Source organism: Paenibacillus sp. PL2-23 (assembly GCF_040834005.1).
GTDB lineage: Bacteria > Bacillota > Bacilli > Paenibacillales > Paenibacillaceae > Pristimantibacillus.
The window spans coordinates 2,122,513-2,149,317 of the sequence record NZ_CP162129.1; the positions used below are offsets into that span (position 1 = coordinate 2,122,513).

Here is a 26,805-nt window from a genome sequence, read left to right on the forward strand (position 1 = left end):
AATCAGGCAAATGCCTGGTAGATTCGACGAACGGTTTGGAACCATGGACTGTAACGGCCGAAATTGAAGGACGTTTGTCGGGCATGGCGGCTGACTCTAGCTGCGATGTAGATGATGTTCTGAATGACAGTTCGGATACGACGGCGCCCGACGCCTCCACGAATCGGTGCATCATCTTGACGTAAGCTTTCTTGTCCCATGATGCGAAGCAGGTTATAGGCGAATACGCCAGCGTGCAGGACTAGCTCATTCGTATCGAACTTGCCTGCCGGCAATCGCTCCAAATCTAGATCGGTCTTAAGCTCACTATGAAATTGCTCGCTTGTGCCATGATCGCGATAAAGCTCAATGACACGCCATGGCGAGCAAGTCAGAGATGTCCAGTAAACGTTCACTTCCACATCTGGAAACATGAGCACCTGCCCATCCCGATCGATCGTACGCACGATGACTTGGAACACTTGACGCAGGTTACAATCGAAGTCTTTCTGTGGAAATGTAATCGCGCCGATGTAGGTGGTCTTCCCAGGGCGTTGCTCACAAGATATCCCTTTGTCTTCGGCTACTCGCAGCCAGCTTTCTTTGGAAGCGCCGCGAAGATTGACTTTAATGATGTAGTCAACATCTTTCTCCGCGTGGCAAACTTGCAAGTTTTCAAGACTATCGTGAGCAGAATCCATACGGACGAGTAGACGATCACTTGTAATGCGACGAGCGTAATGAATCGTTTCCCGAAGGAAATCAGCACCATCTTTCTGGCTGTGTGTACTACCTTCACGCAATTGAAGATTTACGCCATACCCTTCTCGGCCCAAATAGGCAAAGATGGGGGCATATCCAAATGTTCCTTTGTACGTGAGGGAGACACCTTCTTTTTTGGTGCCGGAGTTATCGAACGGCGAAACGTCAATGTCCAGCGGTATGACCGTATGCTCGCCTGCGTCAAGTCCAGTTACCGGGGCATTGAGGTTTCGGATGAGGTCGGCAGATTCCTGCAACAGAATGTCATTCCAATTGGCATCTATTGTTTGTGCAGCGGCATCCAGTCGCTGACGGAGCGTAGGGCTTGAAGGCACTTTGCGAATACCCAGGCATGTTTGAAACACCGTATCTTTGCGAAAAGGCTCGATGTGGTCGAAATCGCTTTTACCTTGGCAGAGCAGACCAAGATAGCTTTTCATGACTTCGCCGTTCCCGTGGATCGGATTCTCCATTCCTTTAACGGCTGAGCGATTAAGACGCTGAGACAACTGTGTATGGGAAAGCAGCGCACCGACCGCAGCCAAGCCTGCATGCGTTGTTAAGAGGATTTCCTTAGATTGGGTGAATTGGATCTTCATATTCAGCACCTCGTTGGTGAAAGTAGATAATAAGCGATTATCTTTAATTTTCGACTTCAGAGATGCATTTTCCTTTAAATATCTCGGTTTTTATAAACTTTGTATCACGGATTCAGGTAATTGTATGCTTATATTAGATACATTAGCTGGATGTTAGGTAGTAGCTTATATTGTATACATTGTATTCAATGTGGCAATATCTTAATGTCCATATTTGCGGAAAGGGGAGAAAGAAGATTTGAATCGCCTTCTTGGCAATATGAAGTTGAACTGGCAGTTGTACGTGCTAATTGTACCGCCGATCGCTTGGTTTCTTGTATTTCAGTATCTTCCTCTATACGGCATACAGCTGGCTTTCAAGGATTTTATTGCTGTAGAGGGAATATGGAGAAGTCCTTGGGTGGGCATGGAAAACTTTGAGCGTTTCTTTCGTTCCTATAACTTCTGGACATTGATTCGCAATACGCTTGAAGTTAGTTTATACCAACTGGTTCTCGGCTTTCCGGCACCCATTCTGCTAGCGCTCATGCTGAACGAAGTTGTAATCGTCAAGTTCAAGAAGACCGTTCAGATGGTTGCTTATGCACCTCATTTTATATCCACTGTCGTAATTGTCGGAATGCTGGGCGTATTCCTTTCTCAAGAAACAGGATTGCTCAACATAGCTCTCGAGAAGCTGGGACTAGACCAAATTGCATTCCTTTCTTCGCCGTCATGGTTCAAAACCCTGTTTGTTACTTCTGGCGTATGGCAAGGTGTGGGTTGGAGTTCCATCATATATTTGGCAGCGCTTTCAGGTGTCGATACGCAGTTGCATGAAGCAGCGATCGTAGATGGAGCTTCAAAGATTCAAAGAATATGGCATATTAACATTCCCGGCATACTTCCTACCATTATCATTTTGTTAATTCTGGAGATTGGAGGCTTAATGTCGATCGGTTTCGAAAAAATTTTTTTAATGCAAAATGCGTTGAATTTGTCTTCATCAGACGTCATATCCACTTATGTCTATCGCATTGGCTTGTTGGGGGCCGACTTCAGCTTTGCAACAGCTGTTGGATTGTTTAATTCCATCATCAATTGTCTCTTGCTCCTGTATGTTAATGCATATTCCCGTAGATTAACCAAAACTAGCCTCTGGTAATGAGGAGTGAATCTAAATGAAGAGCAACCAATTGGCTCAACACTGGTCAGATCGTTGGTTCGATCGCTTTAATCTGTTTCTTCTCTCTTTGCTGCTGATTATCTTTGTCTATCCTCTATTGTTTATTGTAAGTGCTTCCATTAGTAACCCTAATCTGGTGATCGCAGGCGAGGTATGGCTGCTTCCCAAGGGCTTAACTTTGGACGGTTATAAGCACATTTTGGAGTACAGTGCTTTATGGGTCGGCTATCGGAACACGATCATGTATGTCGCGGTTGGCGTCCCGTTATCCGTCTTGATGACGGTGTGCGCGGCTTATCCGTTATCCCGCAGGGATTTTATGATTCGAAACACAGTGATGGGATTTTTTGTGTTTACCATGTTTTTTGGCGGTGGTATGATCCCTACTTACCTGCTTGTTAAATCGCTTGGCTTGCTGGACACGTTTCTAGCCATCATCGTACCCAGCATGCTTACGGTATGGAATATTATTTTGACCCGTACTTACTTTCAATCGAACATTCCAGATGAGCTTTGGGAAGCGGCATCCATTGACGGCTGTACCAACTTCAAGTTTTTATGGAGCATTGTTATGCCACTGTCAAAGCCGATCCTTGCGGTCATGGTGTTGTTTTACGCGGTGGCCAAGTGGAATTTGTTTTTCGATGCTTTAATCTATTTGTCCGATCGTTCACTGTATCCGTTGCAGCTTATACTTAGGGACATCATTGTAAGTGCTCAATTGTCTCCAGATATGCTCCAAGGCATCGAGCCTTCCCAGCAGCAGCTGCTTATGAATTTATCCAATAGCATGAGATACGGAGTTATTATCGTGGCGAGCATTCCGGTTATGATCATGTATCCCTTTATACAGAAGCATTTCGTGAAAGGTATGCTCGTAGGGTCTCTCAAGGGCTAGGAAAAACTGAATCCTCCATGAAAGGGGGGATGCCGTGGAGGTTGCGCGTCCTGCAAACTAAAGTGTTCGGATTGAACTACCAAATGAAGGGGTGTTGAAGTGCGCGGAAAATTGAGGTATCTCTTGCTTTCTGTATCATTAATCGCTTCATTACTGTCAGCATGCTCTAATGGCAATGAGAATGTGAGTAAATCAGAAGGGGACAATCCGACAAGCATGCCAGCCGAACCTCGTGCAACTGCTAGCTCTTCTTTGCCTGAGAGGCTTCAGAACATCGGCTTTCAAGCCGAGAATTGGCCCATCGTCACAGAGAAGGTGAGCGTCTCCGTCTTCGGCGGAACACATCCGCTTCTTGGCGCCCAGGAGGATTGGGAAAATAATAAAATGCTCAACCGGTTGGAAGAGAAAACGAATATTGATTTGGAACTGAGCAAGGTTATTAATTTGGGCACCGGCTGGAAAGAGCAGATGAATCTCGCATTCGCTAGCGGAGAACTTCCGGATTTTTTCTTTAAATCCATGTTCACGAAGCTGGAGGAAATGAATTACGGCAAGCAAGGCTTGCTTATTCCGCTGGAAGATTTGATTGCGGAATATGCCCCTCACTTAAGCAGTCTGATGGAGGAGTATCCGGAAATACGCAAGAGTATTACGACGCCAGACGGTCATATCTATACGTTCCCTGAGTTGAATGTCGATCCCATCAGCCGAGTAACAGCCAACTTGAATATCAATCATGTTTGGCTGGAAAACGTCGGAATGAAGGTGCCGACTACACTCGACGAGCTATACGAGGTACTGGTTGCATTCAAGACCAAAGATCCGAACGGTAATGGAAAAGCCGATGAAATTCCTTTGTCGCTATCCGAAATGCCAAACATTTTGTCGTTAATGAGATTGTTCGGTTATATGTATGGCGATGACGGCATGTTCTTGGACCCTGACAAGAATCAAATTCTATTCGTTCCATCCACGCCAGAGTTCAAACAATATTTGGAATATTTTAATCGCTTATATAAAGAAGGACTGCTTGATTCGGAATCGTTCACCCAAAAGCCGGATCAAATTACGTCCAAGAATGGCGGCGAAGTGACAACTGTCGGAGCATTCCTTACGAATTCGCCGGTTCTTCTCGCTCCAGGTTTGTCCGCAAAAGCAAAAAGCGATGATCTGACGATTGATGAGAATCAAAGAAAATCCGATTACACGTTTATCGTCCTGACTGCCCCGAACGGAAAGAAGTATGCAGCTGGCGGAAGCGTGGTGTCCACGGGCCGCGCTGCCATTACGAAGAAAGCCGAAAATCCCGAAATCATCGTCAGATGGCTAGATTATTTTTACAGCAAAGAAGGCGGAGAGGAAATGTGGGCAGGACTCAAGGATGAAGATTACAAGATCGAAAACGATCGTATTGTATTCTTGAAGTCGGACGGGAGCGTTGCCACTGGAGCCGAAGCTGGCGATGTTCGAAAGTATGCAACCTTGCAACCCGGCGGTCGAATCCCCCATCTCGTGCCGGAAACCATTATTAATCTTCTTGACTTTGACCTGAAAAAGCTAAAAGAACCGCTTGCCCCCTATGCGCAGCCGGCATTGCCAAGCTTCTTCTTTGCCCCTGAAGATTTGAAGCGAATCAGCGCTATGTCGGCAGATATAGGTCCATACATTGAACAGTTTGCAGCAAAAGCGATTACGGGCCAAATCAATCTGGATGCGGAGTGGGATCAATTCCAAAGCACACTTAAGCGAATGGGCTCGGATGATTTGCTCATGCAATACCAGAAAGCCTATGAGATATTCGATAGTAACTAATGACGAAATAGGCAGGCGTCCGGAACGAGGTGAAACCGGACGCTTGTCCCGCTAGTAGGAAGAGGGAGTGAAGGATGAAAACATTGAGACCGCCGTCCGTGCCGCTGGTTACGGTAGATCCGTATTTCAGCATCTGGTCGCCGTTAGGGAGGCTGACCGAACGAAATACGCAACATTGGACGCGCAAGCAACAGGCGTTGACGGGTTTAATTCGGATAGACGGGAAGGCTTTCCGATTCATGGGCAAGCCAAGCGGGAATGTCGCGCATACCATGCAGCAAGTGTCTTTGAGAGTTGAGCCGTTGACAAGCCAATACGTCTTTCAGGAGGCGGGGATTGAGCTCACCTTGAGCTTTACTACTCCTTTACTAATGGACGATCTTGATATCTTGTCTAGACCGGCTTCATATGTGTCGTTCCGACTTCAATCAATAGACGGTATTACCCATCGAGTGGAGCTTTATTTCGACTTGTCCGCAAATGTTTGTGTGCATACACCACAGCAGGAGGTTGATTGGGAGAGAACGAACTTTATTGGCGGCATACGAGCACTTAAAGTCGGAACGACGTCGCAGAAGGTGCTGCATCGCAAAGGAGACGATGTTCGCATCGATTGGGGTTACGCGTATTTGGTTGTTCCTCCTTGTGAGGATGCTGCAACCGCGATCGGGTCTGAGGAGATTCGCTCTGAGTTTATAGAAGAAGGCTCGATTCTGGAGCAGATTGATTCACGCAAGCCGAGGCTTGCCGAGGATGAAGCTCCGAATCTGGCTGTTAGCTTATCTCTCGAGAACGTAGGGGCAATGCCAGTGGAGCGATATCTTGTGCTAGCGTACGACGATATAATGTCTGTTGACTATTTCGGTAAGCAGCTTCCGGGCTATTGGAGGCGGAATGGAATGTCCGCGGAGGAAATGATGGTTGCTGCGGTTCTTGAGTACGACGATTTAATGAAGCGAGTAGGAGACGTTAATCGAGAGGTTATGCAGCAAGCTCGAATCGCCGGAGGCGAGAAATATGCTGAAATTGCGGCTCTAGCTTATAGGCAAGCCATAGCGGCGCATAAGTTGGTAGCTGCTGAAGATGGAAGCGTGTTGTTTTTCTCGAAAGAGAATTTCAGCAATGGCTGCATGGCCACAGTCGATGTCAGCTACCCATCGCTGCCGTTGTTTCTGCTTTATAATCCGGAGTTGGCCAAGGGCATGCTGAGGCCGATCTTTGCCTATGCGAGCTCGGATGCTTGGACATATCCATTCGCACCTCACGATGTCGGCACTTATCCTCATGCCACGGGACAAGAGTACGGACTGGAGCTGGAGCGTCAGATGCCCGTAGAGGAATGCGGCAATATGCTCATTATGGCTGCGGCGATCGCTTTGGCGGAAGGCGATGGAGCATTTGCGAAGGAGCATTGGGACCTGCTGTCGCAGTGGGCGTTTTACTTGCGGGAAAATGGTCTTGATCCCGGCAATCAGCTTTGCACGGACGACTTCGCCGGTCATCTGGCTCATAACACTAATTTGTCAATCAAGGCCATTATGGGAATCGCAGGATACGGCATATTGTGCGGCATATTAGGGGACGTCGAGGGGAAGGAAGCTGCTATCCGGGAAGCGCGCGAGATGGCTTCGCAATGGGAGCAGCTAGCACGCGAGGATGATCATTATAAATTGGCGTTCGATCAGCCTGGCACCTGGAGTCTGAAATATAATTTGATTTGGGACCGCTTGTTCCAATTGAATGTATTCAACGAGGAAATAAGCCGTCAAGAAATTGCATTGTACCTTAAGAAAAAGAACAAGTACGGCACACCCCTGGATAGCCGTTGTACATATACGAAGGCGGATTGGCTTATCTGGGCGGCTTCCTTGTCAGAATCGGCCGAAGAATTCGGGGCTCTCACAGACCCTTTGTGGGACTTCTTGAATGAAAGTATGCCGCCAGTACCGTTCACGGACTGGTACCTTACCATTGATGGACGCATGGTGGATTTCATCAATCGTTCCGTGGTTGGAGGGGTATTTATGAAGGTTTTGGTGGACAACGGCATCAGAGCATATTCGAAAAATTAAATTCCAAGGGGAAGGTTTCTTTATTATTGTGGCAGGCAGTCCTCCAAGTTTTTGTGTTAGATAACGGCACTCAAGATTATTATTTCGCAATTGTTCTGAAGGAATATAACAGGATAGAACAATGAGATAAAGAATTAGCGAGAGGTGGTTAAGTTAGATGAAATTCAGGAAGATACTTATTGCGGGCATGATGGCCCTGTCGCTGGTCTGCTCTCTACCATTCGTATTGGCGAGTGCCAATCCTCAGGTTCCCCATACGGCGGTACAGAATGCAGACGAGCACAGTAAATTAAATGAAGAACGATTTGTTGTCTACCCCAAACCTGGAGAATCCGTCAAGGAATCGGATGCTTTTGCCATCACGATTGAACAGAACGGTGCAAAGGCTCCCTCATTTGTCAATCTGTCTGAACCCCCGGTCTTCGATAAGGACGATCCGAAGAGCGGAAATGCGAAGGATGGAGCCGAAATATACCGAGAGTCGGGAGTCACGCAGCATTGGACAACATTCTCGCTCAGCGGGGAGGCCTTTGTGGAGGTGCGTAGACTAGACGACGTGCTGTTCGAGTCGGTCCGAGTGCTTCCATCCCGCTACGGAATTGAAGCGGAGATTGGGGATGACGGCTCTACGGTTAGGTTCCCCATCATGCCCAAGCAAAAAGTGTTCCTTGAAATCAACGGCCAACTGATCGACCGCGTGTTTGTATTTGCCGATCCGCTGGAGGATCCGAAGCTTGTTCCGAACAATAAGAGAGGCAATGTCTTCATGGCAAAAACCGGCGATCGACCACTTGATGGACTCAGCAAGAATGACAAAGTGCTATTTTTCGGCCCGGGCGAGTATAGCATTGAGGATTATGGACCGGTAAATACAGGGACAACGCCAACTGATAGAACAGGTACGCATAAGGCATGGATTGTCCCTCCCCATATTGAGCAGATCTACATTGCCGGCGGCGCAATCGTATACGGCGGATTCCACATCCAACATGACGGCGTAATGGTCAATGGCCGAGGTATCCTATCGGGTGAGCCGCTGCTGTATCATCAGATGAATCTGCTGGAATTTCAAGCCGGTACGAAGGGCGGGTATGTAGAAGGGATTACAATTGCTGACGCCGTGCATTATGCTCTGCGATCTTGGGATGCGCACTATGACGGTGCTAACTTCAAGGTTCTCGCGAACTGGAGATATAACAACGACGGCATTAATCTTACCGAAAATTCAATTGTAGAGGATGTCTATTTGAGTGGCAATGATGATACCGTAAAGCTTTATTTTGGCGGAGCCAGCTTACGGAATGCTGTCATCGGACAGATGGTCAACGGCGGCGTGTTCCAGTTCGGCTGGGGCTTCCGCGATGTGGCGAACATCAACGTTTCGAATATCGACATTGTATTCATGGACGGTAGGAACAATCAGACTAATCTCGGCGTTATTAATTATCGCCCTCGGGCGAATAATCAGGAGAATCGGGAGTACTTGATCGAAAATATTCTATTTGACAGCATTCGCGTAGACGGACCTGCCATCAAGCTGATCGCGCTTGGTCTTCCCGATAATCAGGTATTCCGCAATATTACAATCCGTAACACTTATATACACAGTTGGTCGTTTGAACGGTTCAAAAACTTCATAAAAGGAACGACGGACACTTCAACGAGTGGTATAGGTCGGGTTGAAAATATCGTTTTTGATCATGTTCAGGTAGGCGACACGTATCTGACCAAGGAGAATTACTTGACCGTCGGAAATTTTGAACCTTTGCTGTCGTCTTTTGAACATGAAGTGAAGTTTACTGCAGAATAAATAAATATAAGCACCTCTCGTGTCTTTGGATACAAGAGGTGCTTATCTATTCATAAATTTGGAAATAGTAGAACATCAATCTGCATGCTATAGCTTACTTCATTTTCACAATGATTTTGCCTTTAACGTGTCTTTCGGATAGCCGCTGTAACGATTTCGGCACCTCGTCCAAAGCAATCGTCTCATAATACAGCGGAGATATCTTGGATTCGGCAATGAGGCTTAGAAGATGCTCACCCATTGCAGACAGATCACGCAAATCACGCTCACTGCCGTTGGAATAGGCAGCGCCCAAAGCGATTTCATGAATGGAGGGCACCTTGGTAAATGGTTTTAAGCCGCTTGTATCCGGTGGTCCCGCAATGAAAACCAAATGTCCCATGAAGGCAAGAAGCTGGAGGGCATCTGTGGCGCTCTGACGACTGACTGCGTCAATGACGGCATCAACGCCAATATGATGAGTCATATTCATGCATTGAGCGATCATGCTGGCATCGCGATAATCCACAACATGATGGGCGCCAAGTGATGCTACGTATGGGAAGTTTTCCGGCGATGAGGAGGAAATGATGGTTTTTATGCCTGCCCATTTGGCGAGCTGGACGGCAAATCCGCCAACTCCTCCCGCTCCGCCATGGATGAATATTGATTCAATGCGGTTAATGGGCAGCTTGCGGAACAGGGCTTGATAAGCAGTCAAGCCTGCGGTCGGAACAGATGCAGCTTCGACGAAGCTGACGGTTTCAGGAATACGAAATGCTGCACTCGCTTGGGCAATAGCATATTCCGCATATCCACCCTTTTTGGTCAAATCCCCATGAACCGCAGCACGATCACCAGGCTTCCAATCAGTTACGCCAGTACCAACTGCTGCGACAATGCCTGCAAAATCCAGGCCTAATATATGAGGGTAAGACCAATGCGGATGACCATTTGTAGCCGTTTTATAGTCCACGGGATTAAGGGACACAGCATGAACCTCCATTAATAATTCCCCCGCTTGAGGCTCAGGCGTTGGAGTCTCGCCGATCGTCATATCCTTCCATAATCCTTTATCTTTAAGCAACAAGGCCTTCAAAGCTATCCCTCCAATTTGATTTGTTTGTACGATGTAATCGTATATAATGTGGTTGAATGAATCAAGGCACCAAAAAGTAACCTATATGAAGAGGGATGAGGATGAAAGAACTACAGCCTGTCTATCATTGTGCAATTAATTTGGTCATTGATCTTATCGGAAGCAAATGGAAGGTATCCATTTTATGGTACTTAAATGAAGGCCCTAAACGTTATAATCAGTTAAAATCGTCAATTATCGATATTTCCTCCAAGATGCTGACACAGCAGTTAAAAGAGCTTGAACAACATCAGCTTATTAGGCGTTCCGAGATGGATAACGGTGCGGTTGAATATGCAGTTACTGATCTTGGTCTCGCATTTAAGAAAACCTTAGTTTCCATGTGCCAATGGGGAGATTATTATGCAGAGCGAACAGGTATTACTATGGAGACGTGCTGGACGGATTCAAATGGAATATAATGGATTTTAATGTTAAGTAAGGTCCGCCTGCGGCGGACCTTTTTGTTAGCCATACTAACGATTCACCGAGTATTCGAAATTAACATCAACAAATATTCCACCCAGTAACAAACTTTCATTCTATACAGTTATCTGAAAGCGTTTTATATTTGTTTTACAGAAAAAAAAAGACCTACTGAGATGGAGGAAATGGTAGTGAGAAAAGACGGTGTATGGCAAGAGCTGAAGCGCAACAAGCTTCTGTTCCTCATGCTTTTTCCAGGTGTATTGTACTTTTTTATCTTTCAATATGTGCCGATGAGCGGGATTGTGCTTGCCTTCAAAAATTACACGTATAGCGGGGGTATCTTCGGCAGCGAGTGGAATGGATGGGCGAACTTCGACTTCTTCTTCCGAAGCGGGAAAGCGTGGATCATTACCCGCAACACCATATTGTATAATGTTGCATTTATGGTTACGGGCCTCGTGCTTCAGCTCGCAACGGCAATCTTCATTGCCGAGATTGGGACAAGGTTTGTTAAGAAATATATTCAATCCTCACTTTTGTTCCCGTTTTTTATTTCGTGGGTCGTTGTTGGAGCATTTATCTACAATCTGTTCAGCTTCGAGCTCGGCACAATCAACTACTACATGAGAGCTTGGGGATTTGAGCCAATTGACTTCTACGGAAATACCGAGGTCTGGTCCTACATTCTTGTCTTCTTCAACAACTGGAAGTATGTCGGCTACAACTCCTTGATCTATCTGGCGGCGATTATGGGCATTGACAAGAGTCTGTACGAAGCAGCCGATATTGACGGAGCAAGCATCTGGCAGAGGGCTCGCTTAATCACCCTTCCCCTGCTCACGCCAACGATCATGATTCTGATGCTGCTGGCGGTTGGCCACTTGTTCAGAGGCAACTTCGAGCTGTTCTACAATGTCATTGGTACGAATGGCTTGCTGTATGATCAGACAGATGTGATTGACACCTATGTGTTCCGGTCACTTATTCAATCTCCAGACATCGGGATGTCTTCGGCAGCCGGGCTGTATCAAGCGGTACTGTGTCTTGTCGTCATACTTATCACGAACTACGTCATCCGCAAATACAATCCGGATTATGCGCTTTTCTAGAAGGAGGCTTATACGATGCCCGTATCCAAAGACAAACTGATCTTTCATGTTATCGGCTATACGTTTCTGATTGTATTATCCATATTATGCTTGTTGCCCTTGCTCTTCATACTAGGCGGATCATTCTCCAGCGAACAGTCGGTCATCCTTAAGGGCTTCTCTCTTATTCCGGAGGACTTCTCCCTGGAGGCTTACCAGCTATCCTTCAAAAATCCGAAGGACCTGCTGAATGCCTACTTTATCTCGACTTCGGTTGTGCTTGTCGGGACCACGGTCGGTCTTATGATTACGGCGATGACAGGCTACGTGCTCTCACGAAGGGATTTCAGATATCGCAACCAGTTTTCCTTCTACATTTATTTCACTTCCGTATTCAGCGGCGGCCTTGTCCCATGGTACATCATGATGGTCTCTTATCTGGATATGAAAAATAACTTTCTGGCCTTGATCCTGCCAGCTCTGCTGAATGTGTTCTACATTATCGTCATGAAGAGCTTCATGGCTGGACTTCCCTTTGAGCTGATCGAATCCGGCAAGGTGGACGGTGCGAATGAGCTTCGGATTTTTTTCAAGCTGATTCTGCCTATATCCAAGCCGGTGCTGGCCACAATCGGGTTATTCATCGCGTTAGGCTACTGGAACGATTTCTTCGCAGCGATGTTATTCATTAGCGATGAAAGTCTAATGCCTCTTCAGTATTACCTATATCGTCTAGTGAACTCGGTGGATACCTTGTCCAGAATAGCGGCCATGACGGGTGTGCCGATTCCGGACATGCCGAAGGAGACTTTGAAGCTCGCTATGACGGTGCTAGTCGTGATGCCTATCATCTTTGTCTACCCGTTTGTTCAACGCTTCATCGTTGGTGGTATTACGGTTGGCGCGGTGAAGGGCTAATCCTTCCTCAGAATATAAGATCGGAAGCCGCGTATAGCTTCTGATGTTATAGATAAACTTATCCATATCTTACAGGAGGTCGAAAGAACAATGAGAAAGACAACAAGATTAATAACAGCCTTGCTAGCGCTTGTGCTAGTCATGTCGATGGCGGCAGCTTGCAGCTCGAACAACAACGCCAAAGGCAATTCCAATGAAGGAAAAGGCAATGCCACTTCTTCTCCGTCGAATAGTCCGACAGAGAACACGGGAGTGGATACGTCCAAGGCAGTGAAGCTAAAGATGATTCTGCTCGGTGACACGCCTACAGACGTTGATCTGGTCTACGATGAGCTGAACAAGAAGCTGAAGGAAGACATTAACGCTACAGTTGAGGTGCAATTCCTGTCCTGGGCTGACTGGTCTCAGAAATATCCGTTGATTCTGGCTTCCGGTGAAGACTATGACCTTATCGCTTCGGCGAACTGGTCTGATTACTTCAAGAATGCCCGAAACGGCGCTTTCTACGAAATAACAAAGGAAGATCTGGAGAAATATGCCCCAGAGACCGTGAAGAATACGCCGCAAGAGGTATTGGACAGCGCGCTGATCGACGGCAAGCTGTACAATCTGCCCATGAACTATAAGGAAGTTACGATTGACGGTTATATTGTTCGCGGCGATCTGATGAAAAAATACGGGTTGACTGAAATTAAAAGCATGGATGATTTCGGCACCTACCTGGAGAACGTGAAGAAGAACGAGCCTGAGATGATTCCTTGGGATATCGGCGCTAACAATGAAAACTATCTGATTCGAAATATCGTCTACACAAGCAATAACTATTACAACCGTCTTGCTGTACAAAGCGGCGTGCAATATGTCCTGAAGAATGAAGCAGGCTCCGAGCCTCAGCTTAATCTGGATATGCCGGAATACATTGACTTCTTGAAAAAAATGAAGGATTGGAATGAGAAGGGCTTCTGGTCCAAAAATGCTCTCGTGAACAAAACGCCTACACGCGATTCCTTTGTCAACGGGAAGAGCGCAGCCTTCATTGACAACATCCTGCAAGCATCTTCAACTTATACAACGCTGAAGCAAAGCCAGCCTGAGTGGGAGCTGCAATTTTTCCCCATTACGACGGGTCCGCTTGTAGCAAACCCTTATATTAACAACGGCATGGCGATTAACGCCAGATCGGAAAATCCGGATCGCGCATTGATGCTTCTGGACTTGCTCAGAAACGACCAATGGTACAATCAGCTTACGACCTACGGTATTGAAGGCAAGCATTGGGAATTATCCGCTGATGGCAAGCTTGTATCTCAGCCTGACAGCGCAAAATATGGTCCTGACGCCGCATGTCCTTGGGGCTGGAGAGACAGCCGCTTCTACCTGACTCCACAGGACTCCTTCCCGACATACGAAGAGGTTATGAAGAACGCGCAGGATAAAGCGGTTAAGTCGAACATTTCGAGCTTTGCGCTTGATAAGACAGTAGGCAACATAAGCGCCATCGAGAAAGCAGTAGGAACACTGTCCGAGCAGTATCTGAAGCCGCTGCAGCTAGGTCTGATTAAGGATGTAGACAAGGCGGTAGCAGATCTGAAGGTGCAGGTAGAGAAAGCGGGCTTCGGCGAATACAAAGCAGAGCTGCAGAAGCAGCTTGAAGCTTACGGCCCAACCTATCAATAATGTATACCAATGAGTAGCAAGAGGAAGAGGACTAAGCGCTTGGCGCTTAGTCCTCTTCTTCCGCTTTCACGTAAGGAATGGCAATATCAATAGCTGCACCGTGCGGCATGCCGCTGCGGATCGAAAGTCCGTATGCTTCTCCATAGGTAAGCTGAATACGTTCGTGAACATTCATCATGCCGACTCCCTGGCCTTTGACAAGGGGGTTAACCGGGAATCCAACACCATTGTCTACTACCGATATGGTGATCAGGTCTTGTACCAGTGAGGCTTGAATTGAGATGACGCCTCCCTTGCTTTCCTTCTCGAATAACCCGTGAACAATGGCATTTTCCACTAATGGCTGTAAGGTGAGCTTAGGGATTAAGGCTAGCTCTGCATCAGCCTGGATAGCAGTCTCCAACTGGATGCGGTCGTCGAATCGAATGTTCTGAATAACGATATAGGATTTGATATGCTCGATTTCATCCCGAAGCGTAACAAGATCTCTGCCTTTATTCAAGCTCAGCTTGTAGAAGGTGGTCAGCGCCTTGGCCATTCGCGTAATCTCAGGAGCCTGCTTCATCACCGACATGATGGCGATGGCGTCCAGCGAGTTATAGAGAAAGTGTGGATTGATCTGAGCTTGCAGCGCACGCAGCTCCGCTTGCTTTAGTGCCTTGCCTGACTCGAACTTCTCTTCGCCCAAGCTTCTGATCTGATTCACCATATAATTGTAATTGACAATGAGCTCGCCGATTTCGTCCTGCTCATAATGATCCTGCAGCGTTCCGAGCTCGCCATGCTTGGTCTTCCTCATCTGTCTCATCAGTCGGTAAATACGGTTCGTGCTCAGATTGGAGGCGTACAGGGCGAGCATATAACCCACAACGGTAACCATGAGCAGCAGAACCCCCATTCTGTTGCGCAGCTTGATGATGGGATCCAGAATGCTCTGAACAGGGATGGCCGACACGTAGTGCCAATTCGTTCCCTCAATCCTTGCTGCGCGCACCAGCATGTCATGGCCTTCATGGGAGTAATTGATCCACTCCTCATACACGCCGCTTGTCTGCAGCATCTTCATCAGCTCCTCTTGGCTGAGCTGAGATTGGCCTGAGAATATCATGGCTTCGCCGTCCGTATTCAGAAAGTAGCTATACGCGAGCTCGCTGGATTTCTGGTCGCCCATGGCTGCCCATATCGCCGTCTCTGCCAGGTCAATCCGGACTATGCCGACTTGCTTGGACAGGTCATTCATGTTCCAGATCATGCGGGCGACAGACAGCCCGGTATGGCTGCCATCTTCCGAATTGAACCAATACGTATGATTTCGAGGATGCTTCTTCATCCCGATATACCAAGCCTCGTTCTCCAGAGCGGACTCCTGGAACGTGTAGGTATAATCGAAGGTGCCCTCGAAGTGATCCGATAAGTAGAGCCGAATCCGGCTGAAGGGCAGATTCTGCTGGAGGCTGCCCGCATATTTGGATAAGGTCAGATAATCTGAATATTGATCCGAGATACTGCTGTAGCGGGTCTTGCTCATAATGTCATTGACGGGAATGGACAAGGACATCAGATTCAGCGTGTTAGTGGTACTCTCTATGAGCTGTCCAAGCTGATTGACCGTCTCATCAAAGGTTTTGCTGGCGCTCAGCTTGGTCTGCTCCTTCAGCGTGTCTGACATATTTACATAAGCGAAGTAAGTGAATAACGCTAACGGCAGCAGCAAAAACATAAAATAGTTAAAAAGTAGCTTCGTTCGCCACTTCCGGTTATGATACCAGCTTCGTATGAGACGATGCTTAATCGCCAGTCACCTTCTTCCGATATTCGCTAGGAGTCATGCCTACTTCTTTTTTGAACACCTTGGTGAAATATTTGGCATCATTGAAGCCAATTGCAAGCGCGACCTCATAGGTGTGCATATCGGAGCTGGCTAAATATTGTTTGGCTTGCTCCATCCTCAATAGAGTGAGCGCATTGCCAATCGTCTGGCCCGTATTTCTGCGGAATACCTGGCAAATATAAGAGGGGGTCAACCCGAAATGCCCCGCAATTGCACCTATACTAACATTGGGATCGCTCAGATGCTGCTCTATATACCGGCTAATCTCTTGTGATAAATCCGTTGGCGGATTGAGGGCATGATGGTCACGAATCCATGAGCCTAGTGCGCGAAGGTAATGACCAACCTCCCCTATATGCTGGAAGGAAGCCAGTAGCTCCCACAAATATTTGTCGTATTCATGCTGCTCCTCCTTGAACTTCACCAGATTGAGCTGCTGCTTCTCAATCTCCGACTCCAGCAGATTAAGCAGCTTGAACAACATGCCTTTAATAAGGGGCAGGCTGTCAGCGCCAGCTAAGGCAAGCTGCTCCAGCAAGTCAGCGATCTGCTGTTCCGCTTCCTGGGATTGTCCATTCACCATGCGATCCACGAGCTTGAATATTGTAGCCTCGGACAGGTCGGGCTGCCCCGTCGGCTTGCGGTCCTCCGGCATGCTTAGCAGCCTCTGATGCCCGATGAGGAAGAAATGGTCCAGTCCGCTCTGTGCTGACATGTAAGAATACGGAATCTCCGCAAGCGTATCCACCTCTTCGCCGACAGCGAGCTTGATGCCCATGGCCTCGCATTCCCTGGAAGCCTGGATGAAGGTCTGCTCAAGCTCTCCGGCATCTATACGGGTAGTGGAGCCTATGATACCAATGCCGGGCTGGTTGGGCAGCAGGGGAGGATGATACAGAAAGCTGCAGCAGCCCTCTTGCGTGTGCTTCAACCGCTGCTGTATAAGTTTGAGACAAGACTCCATCCCATTGGTCCCTCCGTCCTCGGATGGAACTCTTGGTGAGGCTGCCATGATGACCCTATAGTGCCCAGCCTCAGGGAAGCCTATTTGCTTAAGCGTGGCTCTAACCTCATCATCCCTTGTATCCCGCTCCGAAGCCTTGCATAGTATGCCGATGGCTCGCTGCTTGGCGGCAATGGACTCCATTCGTTGGCCGTCCTCCTGCAAGAGCGCCGCTGCTCGTCCGATTACACTGCCAAGCTCATCGAGATCAATGGGCTTCTCTACATAATCGACAACCTGCAGCTGAATAGCGGACTTAAGCAGATGCTTCTCGGTGTAAGCGCTTAAAATAATGATCCGGCAGTGCGTATCCGTTTCCCTAATCGCCTGCGCGAGCTCGATGCCATTCATCCGAGGCATCATAATATCCGTCAGGATCAGCTCTGGCTTCATCGTCTTCGCCAGCTCAAGGGCATGCAGGCCATCCTCTGCTGTATAGACCGACAGGAAGCCATAAGAGCCCCAATCTATGTAATCCCGCAAATATTCTCTTGTTCTTCGTTCATCATCGACGATTAGAACTTGCATATGAGACCTCCTTCATGTGAAGAGCAATATAAGGAATGTTTAGGGGCACTATTTTATTCTTGTCCCCCTATGCGCTTAGACCTTACTATGTAATAGGATAGTACAAAACAGAAGGTTTGAAAAGCAATAATTACGGGGAGGAATAACGAAATGAGTCATCTATCTATTGCAACTACCCCTCCAATGGGCTGGAACAGCTGGGATTGCTACGGCGCAAGCGTGACGGAGGAGGAAGTGTTAGGTAATGCGCAATATATGGCAGATCATATGCTGGAATTTGGTTGGGAATATGTGGTTGTCGACATTCAATGGTATGAGCCCGGCGCAAATTCGTCCATCTATCGTCCATTCGTGCCGCTGGTTATGGATGAGTATTCCCGCCTGGTGCCAGCGACAAACCGCTTTCCTTCGGCGGCCGGAGGCCGGGGCTTCAAGCCGCTGTCCGATCGTATTCACGGCATGGGGCTGAAATTCGGCATTCACATTATGAGAGGCATCCCAAGGCAAGCTGTGCATAATGATTCGCCTATACTTGGCACTTCCGTAACGGCAAGCCAGATTGCATCCAAAAATTCGATTTGCCAATGGAACACGGACATGTACGGCATTGATGCCGATAAGGAAGGCGCGCAAGCCTATTACGATTCTCTCTTTCAGCTGTATGCGTCATGGGGGGTCGACTTTGTCAAGGTGGATGACATCTCCTTCCCTTATTCCGCCGGGGAGATTGAGCTGATCCGCCGCGCGATTGATCGTTGCGGCAGACCCATGGTGCTTAGCTTAAGCTGTGGACCGGCGCCGCTGGAGATGGCGGAGCATCTGAAAGCGAACGCCAACATGTGGCGTATGACGGCTGATTATTGGGATCGGTGGGAGGATCTGTTCGATGAATTCGACAAATGCAATCAGTGGTCGGCTCATGTAGGCGAGGGTCACTGGCCGGATGCGGACATGCTGCCGCTTGGTCATCTTGCGATCCGCTCGTATGAGCACGGCATCGGAGATCGCTGGACTCGCTTTACCCATGAAGAGCAGATGACGATGATGACGTTATGGAGCATCTTCCGCTCCCCCTTAATGGTGGGCGGGGAATTGCGCGACAATGATGAGTGGACCTTATCCTTGCTCACGAATCCGGAGGTTCTGCGTTTGGTGACTCATTCCTCTGGCGGCCGCCAGCTGTTCCGGCGGGGGGATGCAGTGGCGTGGACGGCAACGGATGTTGACGGAAGCACATACCTTGCATTATTTAATACGGGTGTGACTCCGCTCAACATGGAGGTAGCGCTTGATCTGATGAAGCTGAGCGGCACGTACCAGCTGCGGGATCTATGGGCGCTTGAGGACCTCGGTGCTGCTGAAAGCCGAGTAGCTGCAGAAGTGCTGCCGCATGGCGCTCGATTATTTAAGCTATCGGTATAAAGGGAATGACAAAGGAGCGCCAATTGGCGCTCCTTTTGTCACCACAATAGAATTTATAAGTTTGCGAGCATTCGAAAACGGAAATTCTATTTGGCGATAAATCCTACATCTAAACGCGGTCGCTCATCTTTGAAAGGCCTCGATAGAGGATTTCTCATTGAATAAATAATTTGTTCACTGGCATAAAGGTTTCCGCCTTGCGGAATTTGGCCGGCGACATACCCAGCCAATGCTTGAATACCTTGGAGAAATAATTGCCGCTTGCGAAGCCAACGGCTTCAGCGATCTCCTCAACGGAGAGCGCTGTTGTTCGCAGCAGCTCGGCTGCACGCTCAATACGAAGCTTGTTCACATACTCCAGAGGCGTATTCCCCATATGCTTCTGGAACAGTCGCACAAAATAATATTTAGACAATCCAGCCGCCTGGGCAAGCTGCTCCAAGCTTTCAATTCCCTTGTAATCCATCTCAATGTACTGGAGAACCTGAGCAATCGGCTCCGGAAGCCGCTCGTCCTTCGGTAATAGGGGATGGTCTCCAAGCAGCAGCATCATGAATCGGTAAGCGGCGTCAGAAGCCTCGAAGGGCGAGGCGAGCAGACGGTTCTCCGCTTTGTCGAGAAGATTGGACAAGTAGCGAATGACTGGTGCGTCTCGATTAAGCTCTACAACACAGCCGTTCTTCGCTTGGTACGCCTCCGCCAATGAGACGGCCAGCGGTCCGTGCAGCATGATGTACATAAATTCCCACACTCCGCCTGCTGGTGGAAGTCCGTAATGATGCTCCCCGGGAATCGTGACCAGGAATGCCTTGCCGGTAGTTGTCTGAACCTCCGTGTTGCCCAGTCTCAGACTGCCCTGTCCGGATAATGTATATTGGAACAGCACATGCTCTCTCTCGCTTCGGTGTGCGCCGTCCCACTGATAAGCGGGGTCATCAAGCTTCTCCCAGCCAAGGGATGACAGCTGGATCGGCATGGGCATCCACTGATCCTTGAACAAATACCCGTAATTTCTTCGCATAATCGGTTGATAAGCCACGTGTAATCCGCCCTCCGTCATCCGTTCCGTCTATTGTCAATTCCTCTTAATCACTATAGCTGGAAAAGAGGGAATTGAAAAGCAATATTCAGCATGCAGGGAATAAGCTTGTGCTGACACAGTTATATATTTTCCCCCTGCCATTAACAAAATTAACGCCTGTACGACTAGTTTGGAAGCGCTTAACATTAGAATTGAAACATCATTTTGCTAAGGCGGAAAGGAGCTTATGAAATGAAAACAAGGAGGGCAATATCGTTATGGCTGACCATTGTGATGGCGTCGCTTTCACTGGTGGGAATCGGGCCTATGCATGAAGTTCAAGCTGCGAGCGAGCCGCAGAACCTGGTCCTCAATCCCGGCTTTGAGGAGGATGGAGGCTACAAGAAGCCGCCAAGCCGGTGGACAGTAACGGGCAGCGCCGCATTCTACGCTCAGAACACTCAATACAATGATGTGCCAAGAAGCGGGGGGCATCTAGGCAATTTCTACAGTCCGGATGCGTACCAGACGACCGTATCGCAGACCGTCGCTGTACCTGACGGCCTGTACAACGTGGAGCTGTGGTATGCCGCTTGGGAATATAATGCGGGGTCGGCTCTTACGGTGAAGACCGCGAGCGGCCATACGGTCTCCACACCTTTCACAGCCCATCTGGGCAAGGGTAATTATACAAAGGCGGAGCTCAAGGATATTCTGATAACAGGAGGGAGCGCAACGATCGAGATCCATGTGGATAACATTGGAGGCAAGCCCTTCTATATCGACGATGTGAGCATGACCTTCTCGAAGCCCTTGGTTCCTGTGGAGCAGGGAGAGGCTACTCTGTATCCAGCGCCCGAAGGCATGGATGCCTCCGCTTTGTACGGGGTGAAGGTGAATGGCGAAGCATCCTTCACCTACCAGAATGTGAATAACCATCCCGATACGTATACATCCGGCAAAGGTGACAACGTGTCTTGGACAAGCTTCGCCATGAATGGCGGAAGTGTGGAGATTGAGGTCACGAAGCTGGACGGGAGCCCCATTGGAGCAGCGGTGGTACGGCCGCTCGATGAGGGCATACAGCCTGCAGTCGACGGGAACAAGCTGACCTTCACTCTTACAAAGCCGTCCAAGCTGTCCGTAGAGCTGGACGGAGATCTGAAGAACAAGCTGTTCATCTTCGCCGATCCTCCAGAGGATGCTTCCCGCATTCCCAATCCAGAGGATCCCCAAGTAGCGGTATACGAGCCGGGAGAGCATAATCTGAATACGGATGGCGTGCTGCAGACGGGGAAAACGATTTATTTTAAGCCGGGTATCCACGATTTGGGCTCTGAGGCGACCTACAGCCTGCAATCGGGCCAGACGGTGTATGTTGCTCCGGGCGCCTATGTGATCGGCTCCTTCACAGCCAACGGCAAGCGGGATATCTCCATTCTGGGCAGAGGCGTCATATCGGGAGAGAAGAAGTCCCATGACGGGAGATGGGGCGTAGATGGCTTGCTTGTGTTCTTCAACATTCGCGCCTTCGAGATCGACGGTCCTACGCTGCTCGACAGCCCGGGCTTTAACGTAGCCAACTATACGTCAATCTCCGAGGATCCCAATGATCTGAATGTGTATAAGAACGTCAAGATGATTGGCTGGCGCCATAATACTGACGGCATTCATCCTATCGGCAACAGCGAGGTCGAAGATATCTTCTTCTTCGGTAATGACGATGCGATCGATATCGGTCAAGGCATCTCATACCTGACGGTCCGCGATGTGGTAGCCTGGCAGAACAAAAACGGCTCCGTCCTGCTCATCAGCTGGAATGGCGAATACGCGGATCGGGTGTTCGTGGACAATATCGACGTCATTCACTACGACACGCATGGGGGGAACAACGGCCATGTTATTCTAGCTTTGCATGGCGGCGGCAATCCCGGCGATCTTCGCAACTTCACCATACAAGATGTAAGGGTGGAGCAATTCAATGGAAGCTCCAAGAGCTTCATTGGACTCAGTATTACCAAAACGGAGTTTGCCAGCGGCAAAAACTTCGGCAAAATCGGTCATATGTATTTCAAGGATATCCGAATTGATCAGCCTACAAGCGGCAATCTCATAAGCGGTCTGCCTCTGGAGGAGGCGCCTGACAGCAAGGTATCCCATCTGGTCTTCGACAATTTGACCGTGAACGGAAAGGTTGTGGACAGTCTGTCAGGCGCAGGCATCATGACGGACGCCACCTCCCAGGATATTGTGTTCGTGCACAACAACAAAGTGCAGAACTGGAGCCTTGAAGAGCAGGATGGCGAGCATACGCCAACGGACTGGACGGTTCATGGCGATACCGATGCTTATCGGACAGGAAAGGCGCAAGGCTTGACTCTTGTGACGGAGGAGTCCGGCAGGAAGATATCCAATCCAACCGGTGCCGCGTTAGGCTCAAGGTACGGCATTCATCAAGCCGCAGAGCCCTATCAGGTTTCAACACGCCAAACGATAACCGGCTTGCCTGCGGATACGTATTCGCTTAGCGCATGGGTGAAGTCCAGCGGCGGCCAGAATGATGCCGCCATGGAAATCTCCGGTCATGGGGGCGATCCGGTGTCCGTGGATATTCCCGCCTCGGACAGTTGGACAAAGATTGTTCTGAAGGATGTTGAGGTAAGCTCCGGCACAGCTATTATAGACTTTAAGTCTAATGCCAATGCCGGCAACTGGATGTACTTTGATCATGTGGTGTTCGGCAAGCAGTTCTTCTATCAGACAGCGACGGAGGCTTCCGGCTTCCAGGCCAAGGCGGTTATGGGAACGCCGGGTCTCGATGGCTTCATTGATCCCGTGTGGGAGAAGGCGCCCATGCAGAAGGCTAATTTCCTGCGTCTGGGAGAGAATGCCGTAACCGGATTCTATCGATTGCTGTGGGATGAACAATATCTGTACCTGCTGGCACAGGTTCAATCCAGCTCGCCATTTAATACTGAAGCGGAAGCGATCTGGAACAGAGATAGCATTGAATGGTTCCTGGATGAGAATCACGCCCAAGGTAATGTGTATGATGGCGATGACAGGCATGTCATACTGGATGCTAACAATCAAGCACAGGCATTCGATCAGGTGGGGCTGGGCGGCGTGACATCGGTTGTACGCCAAAGCGGCAGCGGATTGGTGGCAGAGGTTCGCATCCCCTTCCAGGCTGAGCGCAAAATCGGAGATGTGCTTGGCTTTGACCTGCAGGTGAACAGCACGGGTGGGACGACTGAGCGGCAATCCATTACGGGATGGTCAGGTCCGCAGAATGAATCGGATCAGAAGCCTTCCGTATGGGGAGAGGTTACTTTATCCGGCTACGAGGCGGAAGCTGTTAGGGGCACGCCGACCACAACCGAAATCGTGGATTCCGAATGGGAGCATGTGCCTTCTGTAGCCATCGATCAGATTCGAATGGGAGATAGCGCGACGACGGGCACCCTTCAAGCGATGTGGGATGCTGACAACCTGTATCTTCTGGCCGACATTGATGGCCAAACGGATTTGAATATGACCAACAGTCATATTTGGGAAAATGATTCCGTCGAGTTTTTTGTGAATCCCGATAACTCCAAGCGGCTGTCTTATGGTTCGAAGGATCGTCATTTTATCGTGAACGCGAACAATAAGGTGCAAAATTTCGATCAGGTGGGACTGGAGGGCGTTGGAACGCTCGCCCAAACGGATGGTCATGACTATCGCGTTATGGCGATCATCCCGTTCACCGATGGGTTAAAGGCGGGAGACATTCTAGGGTATGACAGCCAAATTAACAGCACAGGCGGGTCGGTGAACCGCGTATCCATTACGGGATGGTCCGGCGCGCAGAATTTGTCAGACGCCAGTCCTGCCGTTTGGGGAAGCTTGAAGCTGGTTGGTTATGAAGCGGAGGCGGTGAAGGGTACGCCGTCGATGGAGCTCTCCAAGCTTGATCCGATATGGAATGGTGCGCCATCCTATCCTATCAACCAGCTGCGTCTGGGCACAGAGCTGCTGGAGGGCACGTTCCAGCTGATGTGGGATGATACGGATCTGTATGCGCTCATTCAAGCTGAAGCAGACTATGTGCTGAATCATGAGAATGTGAACATCTGGGAGAGAGATGCCGCTGAGGTATTCCTTGACGAGGATAACAGCAAGAGCCTGAGCTATTCCACGACGGATCGTCATCTTATCGTATCCTATATGAATGATATTCGTCCGTTCAAAAATATGGATTTGGAAGGCGTGGTCACAAGCGCCAAGCAAACCGAGCAAGGCTTTATGATTGCGATGAAGATACCCTTCCAGTTCCAGCATGTTGTCGGGGATCGGATCGGCTTTGATTCGCAGCTGGACAGCACACAAGGCACAACCGCACGCCAGTCCATTACGGGTTGGTCGGGCCCTGAGAACATGTCCAGCACATCGCCGTCTTATCTGGGCACAGTTACGCTGAAGGATGCTCCTCCAAGCCATGATCAATTGGCGGCGTCTGCGATTTATTCCGATTCTCGTACACTGGTCGCAGGCAATCCAGAACGCTCGAGAACTAAGGCTTCCGTCAAGGGCTTCAGCGAGGATGGCGGGAATATCAACCTCGCATCGGCTGTTGTGCGCTACTTCAGCGATGCGCCCCATATTGCGAAGGCGGCTTCAGATGGGACCATCACAGCTGTGACGGAAGGGGAAGCCCTTATCTGGGCTGAGGTAGAGCTGAATGGCGCCAAGGTGATGACGAACCATATTGGCTTCAGAGTGAAGGCTCCGTCTGCTATGCCGAATCTGGCCCATAATGGCGACTTTGAGTCCGATACCGGTTATGCCAATCCGCCGAGCCATTGGACGGTAACAGGCACAGCGGGCGCATTCTACGGTATGGGAGACGAATATGGCGCCAACCAGCGCAGCGGAGAACAGGTGGGCAATTTCTATAGCAATGAGGCATTTGCTTCCACCGTAACACAGACTCTGACGCAATTGCCAAGCGGCATGTATGAGCTGGAGTTTTGGCATAAAGGCTACGGTCTGAACAGCGGCTACGGCGGCGTAAGAGTGGGTGAACAGCTGTACAAGGCCGCCCTGACCGATACGTCGAATACGTATACCAAATTGACCGTAGCTGATATTGAAGTTACAGATGGCACAGCTTCACTGGAGTTTCATGTGAATGGCAAAAAAGGAACGCCTATGTATCTGGACGATATCGTATTCCGCGCGGCTGCTCCCAAGTCCTCGGATGCAGATGCAGCGGATCTGATCGTTGCAGGCCAATACGTGGAGGGAGTTAAGCCTACACAGACCGAATATGTCTATTCCTTGCCGGCGGGTACTGTGAATGTGCCGTCTGTATCGGCTGTAGCGTATGATTCCAAAGCCAATGTTCAGGTAACATTGCCAACGGCCCTGCCGGGGACTGCAACAATTGTGATTACTGCGGAGGACGGGACGACTAAGAAGCAATATCAGCTTCGCATGGAGGTTAAGGATAGCTCCAATCCGCAGATACCGTCATTCCCAGTCCCGATTAGCGGAGCCGCAGGGGATACGCAGCCTAAGGTTAGTACGCAGAATGGCACGACGGTCATTGAGTTGAGCAAGGGAGCAAGCCGTGCTTCCATTCCTGTCGCTCAGCTCCAAGGCAAAGGAATGGCAGTGAAGAGGGGTGCCATTGAAGTCCTGCTGGATCAGGACACGGTGGATGCCATGAGAGCGAAGCTGGGTGACTGGGCAGGAGCGTCAGTGGTAATCGAGCTGGAAGAGGCTGCTCAAGCTCCACAAGCCGGCACCAACGAATTCGGAGCGGCGCTGAAGCCTAATGGACGCATGTATGAGATTAGTGTAGCGCTCCAATCCCGTACTGGCGAGCTGGTTAAAGCGGAAAGCAAGCTTGCAGGGATAAGCTTGAGTCTGCCGTATGAGGCCGCTATGGCGGATGAAGAGCTGCTTGGGATCTATTATTGGAATGAAGACATGAAGAAGTGGCAATATGTTGGCGGTCAGCTGGATGCAAGCCAACATACTATTCAAGCCAGCCTGCAGCATTTCAGCACTTATGCCGTAATGGAATACAGAGGCGAATTCGCTGACGTTCCAGCTTCCCATTGGTCCAGCAGAGCTGTACAGGTGCTGGCAGCCAAAGGTATCGTACACGGCAAGACGGAGCAGCATTTCGCTCCCCAAGCATCTGTCACAAGAGCAGAGTTCATGAAGCTGCTGGTGCAAGCGTTAGGGCTGACGCTTGAGAATGGCTCGGAGTCCACATTCGAGGATGTTGAAGCTGGCTCCTGGTACGAGCCCTATGTCCGCGCGGCTCAGCAAGCAGGACTGGTGCAAGGCGATGATCAAGGCCGATTCTCACCAGAGAGCGTGATAACTAGGGAGGCCATGGCGGTCCTTCTGGCAAGGGCTTGGACCATCCAAGGCACAGGGTCATGGAGCAAGGAAGAGAGGCTCGCCCCATATACCGATGGCAACAAAGTATCGGACTGGGCGATGGAAGAGGTAAATACAGCCATTCAGCTTGGTCTCATGCAAGGCAAGAGCGGGGATGTATTCGCCCCAGGCGACAAGGTGAGCCGCGCTGAAGCGGCGCAAGGCATCTATAACTTTATAGCTAAGCAATAGCAGAACAGAAGGGGCTCCGCCGAATATCGGCGGAGCCCCTCTCA

16 protein-coding genes are annotated in these 26,805 nt (G+C 49.4%); 11 read left to right on the forward strand and 5 right to left on the reverse strand.

All coding sequences use genetic code 11. The features are described from left to right. Window positions 1-2: 2 nt before the first annotated feature. Window positions 3-1,340 carry an IS1380 family transposase gene (locus AB1S56_RS08840; protein ID WP_340873812.1) on the reverse strand — a complete coding sequence of 446 codons (1,338 nt, stop codon included), beginning with the start codon at window positions 1,338-1,340 and terminating at the stop codon, window positions 3-5. Window positions 1,341-1,599: 259 nt separating this feature from the next. On the opposite strand from AB1S56_RS08840, the gene AB1S56_RS08845 reads away from it, so the two are divergent. The 5 genes from AB1S56_RS08845 (at window position 1,600) to AB1S56_RS08865 (ending at window position 9,097) form a co-directional block, all read left to right on the forward strand. Beyond that, entirely contained in the window at window positions 1,600-2,484 is an 885-nt protein-coding gene (locus tag AB1S56_RS08845) for an ABC transporter permease subunit (protein WP_340870113.1), read from the forward strand. Window positions 2,485-2,500: 16 nt separating this feature from the next. Beyond that, complete coding sequence (locus AB1S56_RS08850) at window positions 2,501-3,403, forward strand: carbohydrate ABC transporter permease (protein WP_340869955.1); 903 nt, start codon at window positions 2,501-2,503, stop codon at window positions 3,401-3,403. Window positions 3,404-3,619: 216 nt separating this feature from the next. Continuing rightward, a complete protein-coding gene (locus AB1S56_RS08855; protein WP_367903447.1) occupies window positions 3,620-5,215 on the forward strand; it encodes an extracellular solute-binding protein in 1,596 nt (531 codons plus the stop codon). Window positions 5,216-5,289: 74 nt separating this feature from the next. Beyond that, window positions 5,290-7,287, forward strand: a complete 1,998-nt coding sequence (locus AB1S56_RS08860) for a DUF4965 domain-containing protein (protein ID WP_340869958.1) — start codon at window positions 5,290-5,292, stop codon at window positions 7,285-7,287. A gap of 157 nt (window positions 7,288-7,444) precedes the next feature. Further along, on the forward strand, window positions 7,445-9,097 hold the full coding sequence (locus AB1S56_RS08865; protein ID WP_340869959.1) for a hypothetical protein: 1,653 nt from the start codon (window positions 7,445-7,447) through the stop codon (window positions 9,095-9,097). Between the two features lie 94 nt (window positions 9,098-9,191). Here AB1S56_RS08865 and AB1S56_RS08870 read toward each other — a convergent pair whose 3' ends face one another. Further along, window positions 9,192-10,175 (reverse strand): zinc-binding dehydrogenase, encoded by a 984-nt coding sequence (locus AB1S56_RS08870; RefSeq protein WP_340869960.1) that lies wholly within the window; start codon window positions 10,173-10,175, stop codon window positions 9,192-9,194. A 101-nt stretch (window positions 10,176-10,276) separates the two neighbouring features. Here AB1S56_RS08870 and AB1S56_RS08875 point away from each other — a divergent pair, with 101 nt between their 5' ends. From AB1S56_RS08875 to AB1S56_RS08890, 4 genes are all read left to right on the forward strand, one after another. Beyond that, a complete protein-coding gene (locus AB1S56_RS08875; protein WP_340869961.1) occupies window positions 10,277-10,636 on the forward strand; it encodes a helix-turn-helix domain-containing protein in 360 nt (119 codons plus the stop codon). A gap of 189 nt (window positions 10,637-10,825) precedes the next feature. Then, on the forward strand, window positions 10,826-11,752 hold the full coding sequence (locus tag AB1S56_RS08880) for an ABC transporter permease subunit (protein WP_340869962.1): 927 nt from the start codon (window positions 10,826-10,828) through the stop codon (window positions 11,750-11,752). A gap of 15 nt (window positions 11,753-11,767) precedes the next feature. Continuing rightward, on the forward strand, window positions 11,768-12,649 hold the full coding sequence (locus AB1S56_RS08885; RefSeq protein WP_340869963.1) for a carbohydrate ABC transporter permease: 882 nt from the start codon (window positions 11,768-11,770) through the stop codon (window positions 12,647-12,649). A 90-nt stretch (window positions 12,650-12,739) separates the two neighbouring features. After that, window positions 12,740-14,326 carry an extracellular solute-binding protein gene (locus AB1S56_RS08890; protein ID WP_340869964.1) on the forward strand — a complete coding sequence of 529 codons (1,587 nt, stop codon included), beginning with the start codon at window positions 12,740-12,742 and terminating at the stop codon, window positions 14,324-14,326. A gap of 46 nt (window positions 14,327-14,372) precedes the next feature. On the opposite strand, the gene AB1S56_RS08895 is transcribed toward AB1S56_RS08890, so the two are convergent. Both AB1S56_RS08895 and AB1S56_RS08900 read right to left on the reverse strand, forming a co-directional pair. After that, a complete protein-coding gene (locus AB1S56_RS08895) occupies window positions 14,373-16,046 on the reverse strand; it encodes a sensor histidine kinase (RefSeq protein ID WP_367903448.1) in 1,674 nt (557 codons plus the stop codon). Between the two features lie 67 nt (window positions 16,047-16,113). Next, a complete protein-coding gene (locus AB1S56_RS08900) occupies window positions 16,114-17,688 on the reverse strand; it encodes a response regulator (protein WP_340869969.1) in 1,575 nt (524 codons plus the stop codon). Window positions 17,689-17,838: 150 nt separating this feature from the next. On the opposite strand from AB1S56_RS08900, the gene AB1S56_RS08905 reads away from it, so the two are divergent. Next, window positions 17,839-19,110: a glycoside hydrolase family 27 protein gene (locus AB1S56_RS08905; protein ID WP_340869972.1), complete on the forward strand. Its 1,272-nt coding sequence runs from the start codon at window positions 17,839-17,841 to the stop codon at window positions 19,108-19,110. A gap of 154 nt (window positions 19,111-19,264) precedes the next feature. Here the strand turns inward: AB1S56_RS08905 and AB1S56_RS08910 are convergent, their stop codons facing one another. Then, a complete protein-coding gene (locus AB1S56_RS08910) occupies window positions 19,265-20,149 on the reverse strand; it encodes an AraC family transcriptional regulator (protein ID WP_340869974.1) in 885 nt (294 codons plus the stop codon). A 234-nt stretch (window positions 20,150-20,383) separates the two neighbouring features. On the opposite strand from AB1S56_RS08910, the gene AB1S56_RS08915 reads away from it, so the two are divergent. Further along, window positions 20,384-26,761, forward strand: coding sequence for a sugar-binding protein (locus tag AB1S56_RS08915; protein ID WP_340869976.1), 6,378 nt, complete (start codon window positions 20,384-20,386; stop codon window positions 26,759-26,761). Window positions 26,762-26,805 lie beyond the last annotated feature (44 nt).

Excerpts from the sequence above, each read along its gene's own strand:
- AB1S56_RS08840 (WP_340873812.1), bottom strand. The coding sequence starts at position 1,340 with ATGAAGATCCAATTCACCCAATCTAAGGAAATCCTCTTAACAACGCAT.
- AB1S56_RS08845 (WP_340870113.1), top strand. The coding sequence starts at position 1,600 with ATGAAGTTGAACTGGCAGTTGTACGTGCTAATTGTACCGCCGATCGCT.
- AB1S56_RS08850 (WP_340869955.1), top strand. The coding sequence starts at position 2,501 with ATGAAGAGCAACCAATTGGCTCAACACTGGTCAGATCGTTGGTTCGAT.
- AB1S56_RS08855 (WP_367903447.1), top strand. The coding sequence starts at position 3,620 with ATGCCAGCCGAACCTCGTGCAACTGCTAGCTCTTCTTTGCCTGAGAGG.
- AB1S56_RS08860 (WP_340869958.1), top strand. The coding sequence starts at position 5,290 with ATGAAAACATTGAGACCGCCGTCCGTGCCGCTGGTTACGGTAGATCCG.
- AB1S56_RS08865 (WP_340869959.1), top strand. The coding sequence starts at position 7,445 with ATGAAATTCAGGAAGATACTTATTGCGGGCATGATGGCCCTGTCGCTG.
- AB1S56_RS08875 (WP_340869961.1), top strand. The coding sequence starts at position 10,277 with ATGAAAGAACTACAGCCTGTCTATCATTGTGCAATTAATTTGGTCATT.
- AB1S56_RS08880 (WP_340869962.1), top strand. The coding sequence starts at position 10,826 with ATGGTAGTGAGAAAAGACGGTGTATGGCAAGAGCTGAAGCGCAACAAG.
- AB1S56_RS08885 (WP_340869963.1), top strand. The coding sequence starts at position 11,768 with ATGCCCGTATCCAAAGACAAACTGATCTTTCATGTTATCGGCTATACG.
- AB1S56_RS08890 (WP_340869964.1), top strand. The coding sequence starts at position 12,740 with ATGAGAAAGACAACAAGATTAATAACAGCCTTGCTAGCGCTTGTGCTA.
- AB1S56_RS08895 (WP_367903448.1), bottom strand. The coding sequence starts at position 16,046 with ATGTTTTTGCTGCTGCCGTTAGCGTTATTCACTTACTTCGCTTATGTA.
- AB1S56_RS08900 (WP_340869969.1), bottom strand. The coding sequence starts at position 17,688 with ATGCAAGTTCTAATCGTCGATGATGAACGAAGAACAAGAGAATATTTG.
- AB1S56_RS08905 (WP_340869972.1), top strand. The coding sequence starts at position 17,839 with ATGAGTCATCTATCTATTGCAACTACCCCTCCAATGGGCTGGAACAGC.
- AB1S56_RS08915 (WP_340869976.1), top strand. The coding sequence starts at position 20,384 with ATGAAAACAAGGAGGGCAATATCGTTATGGCTGACCATTGTGATGGCG.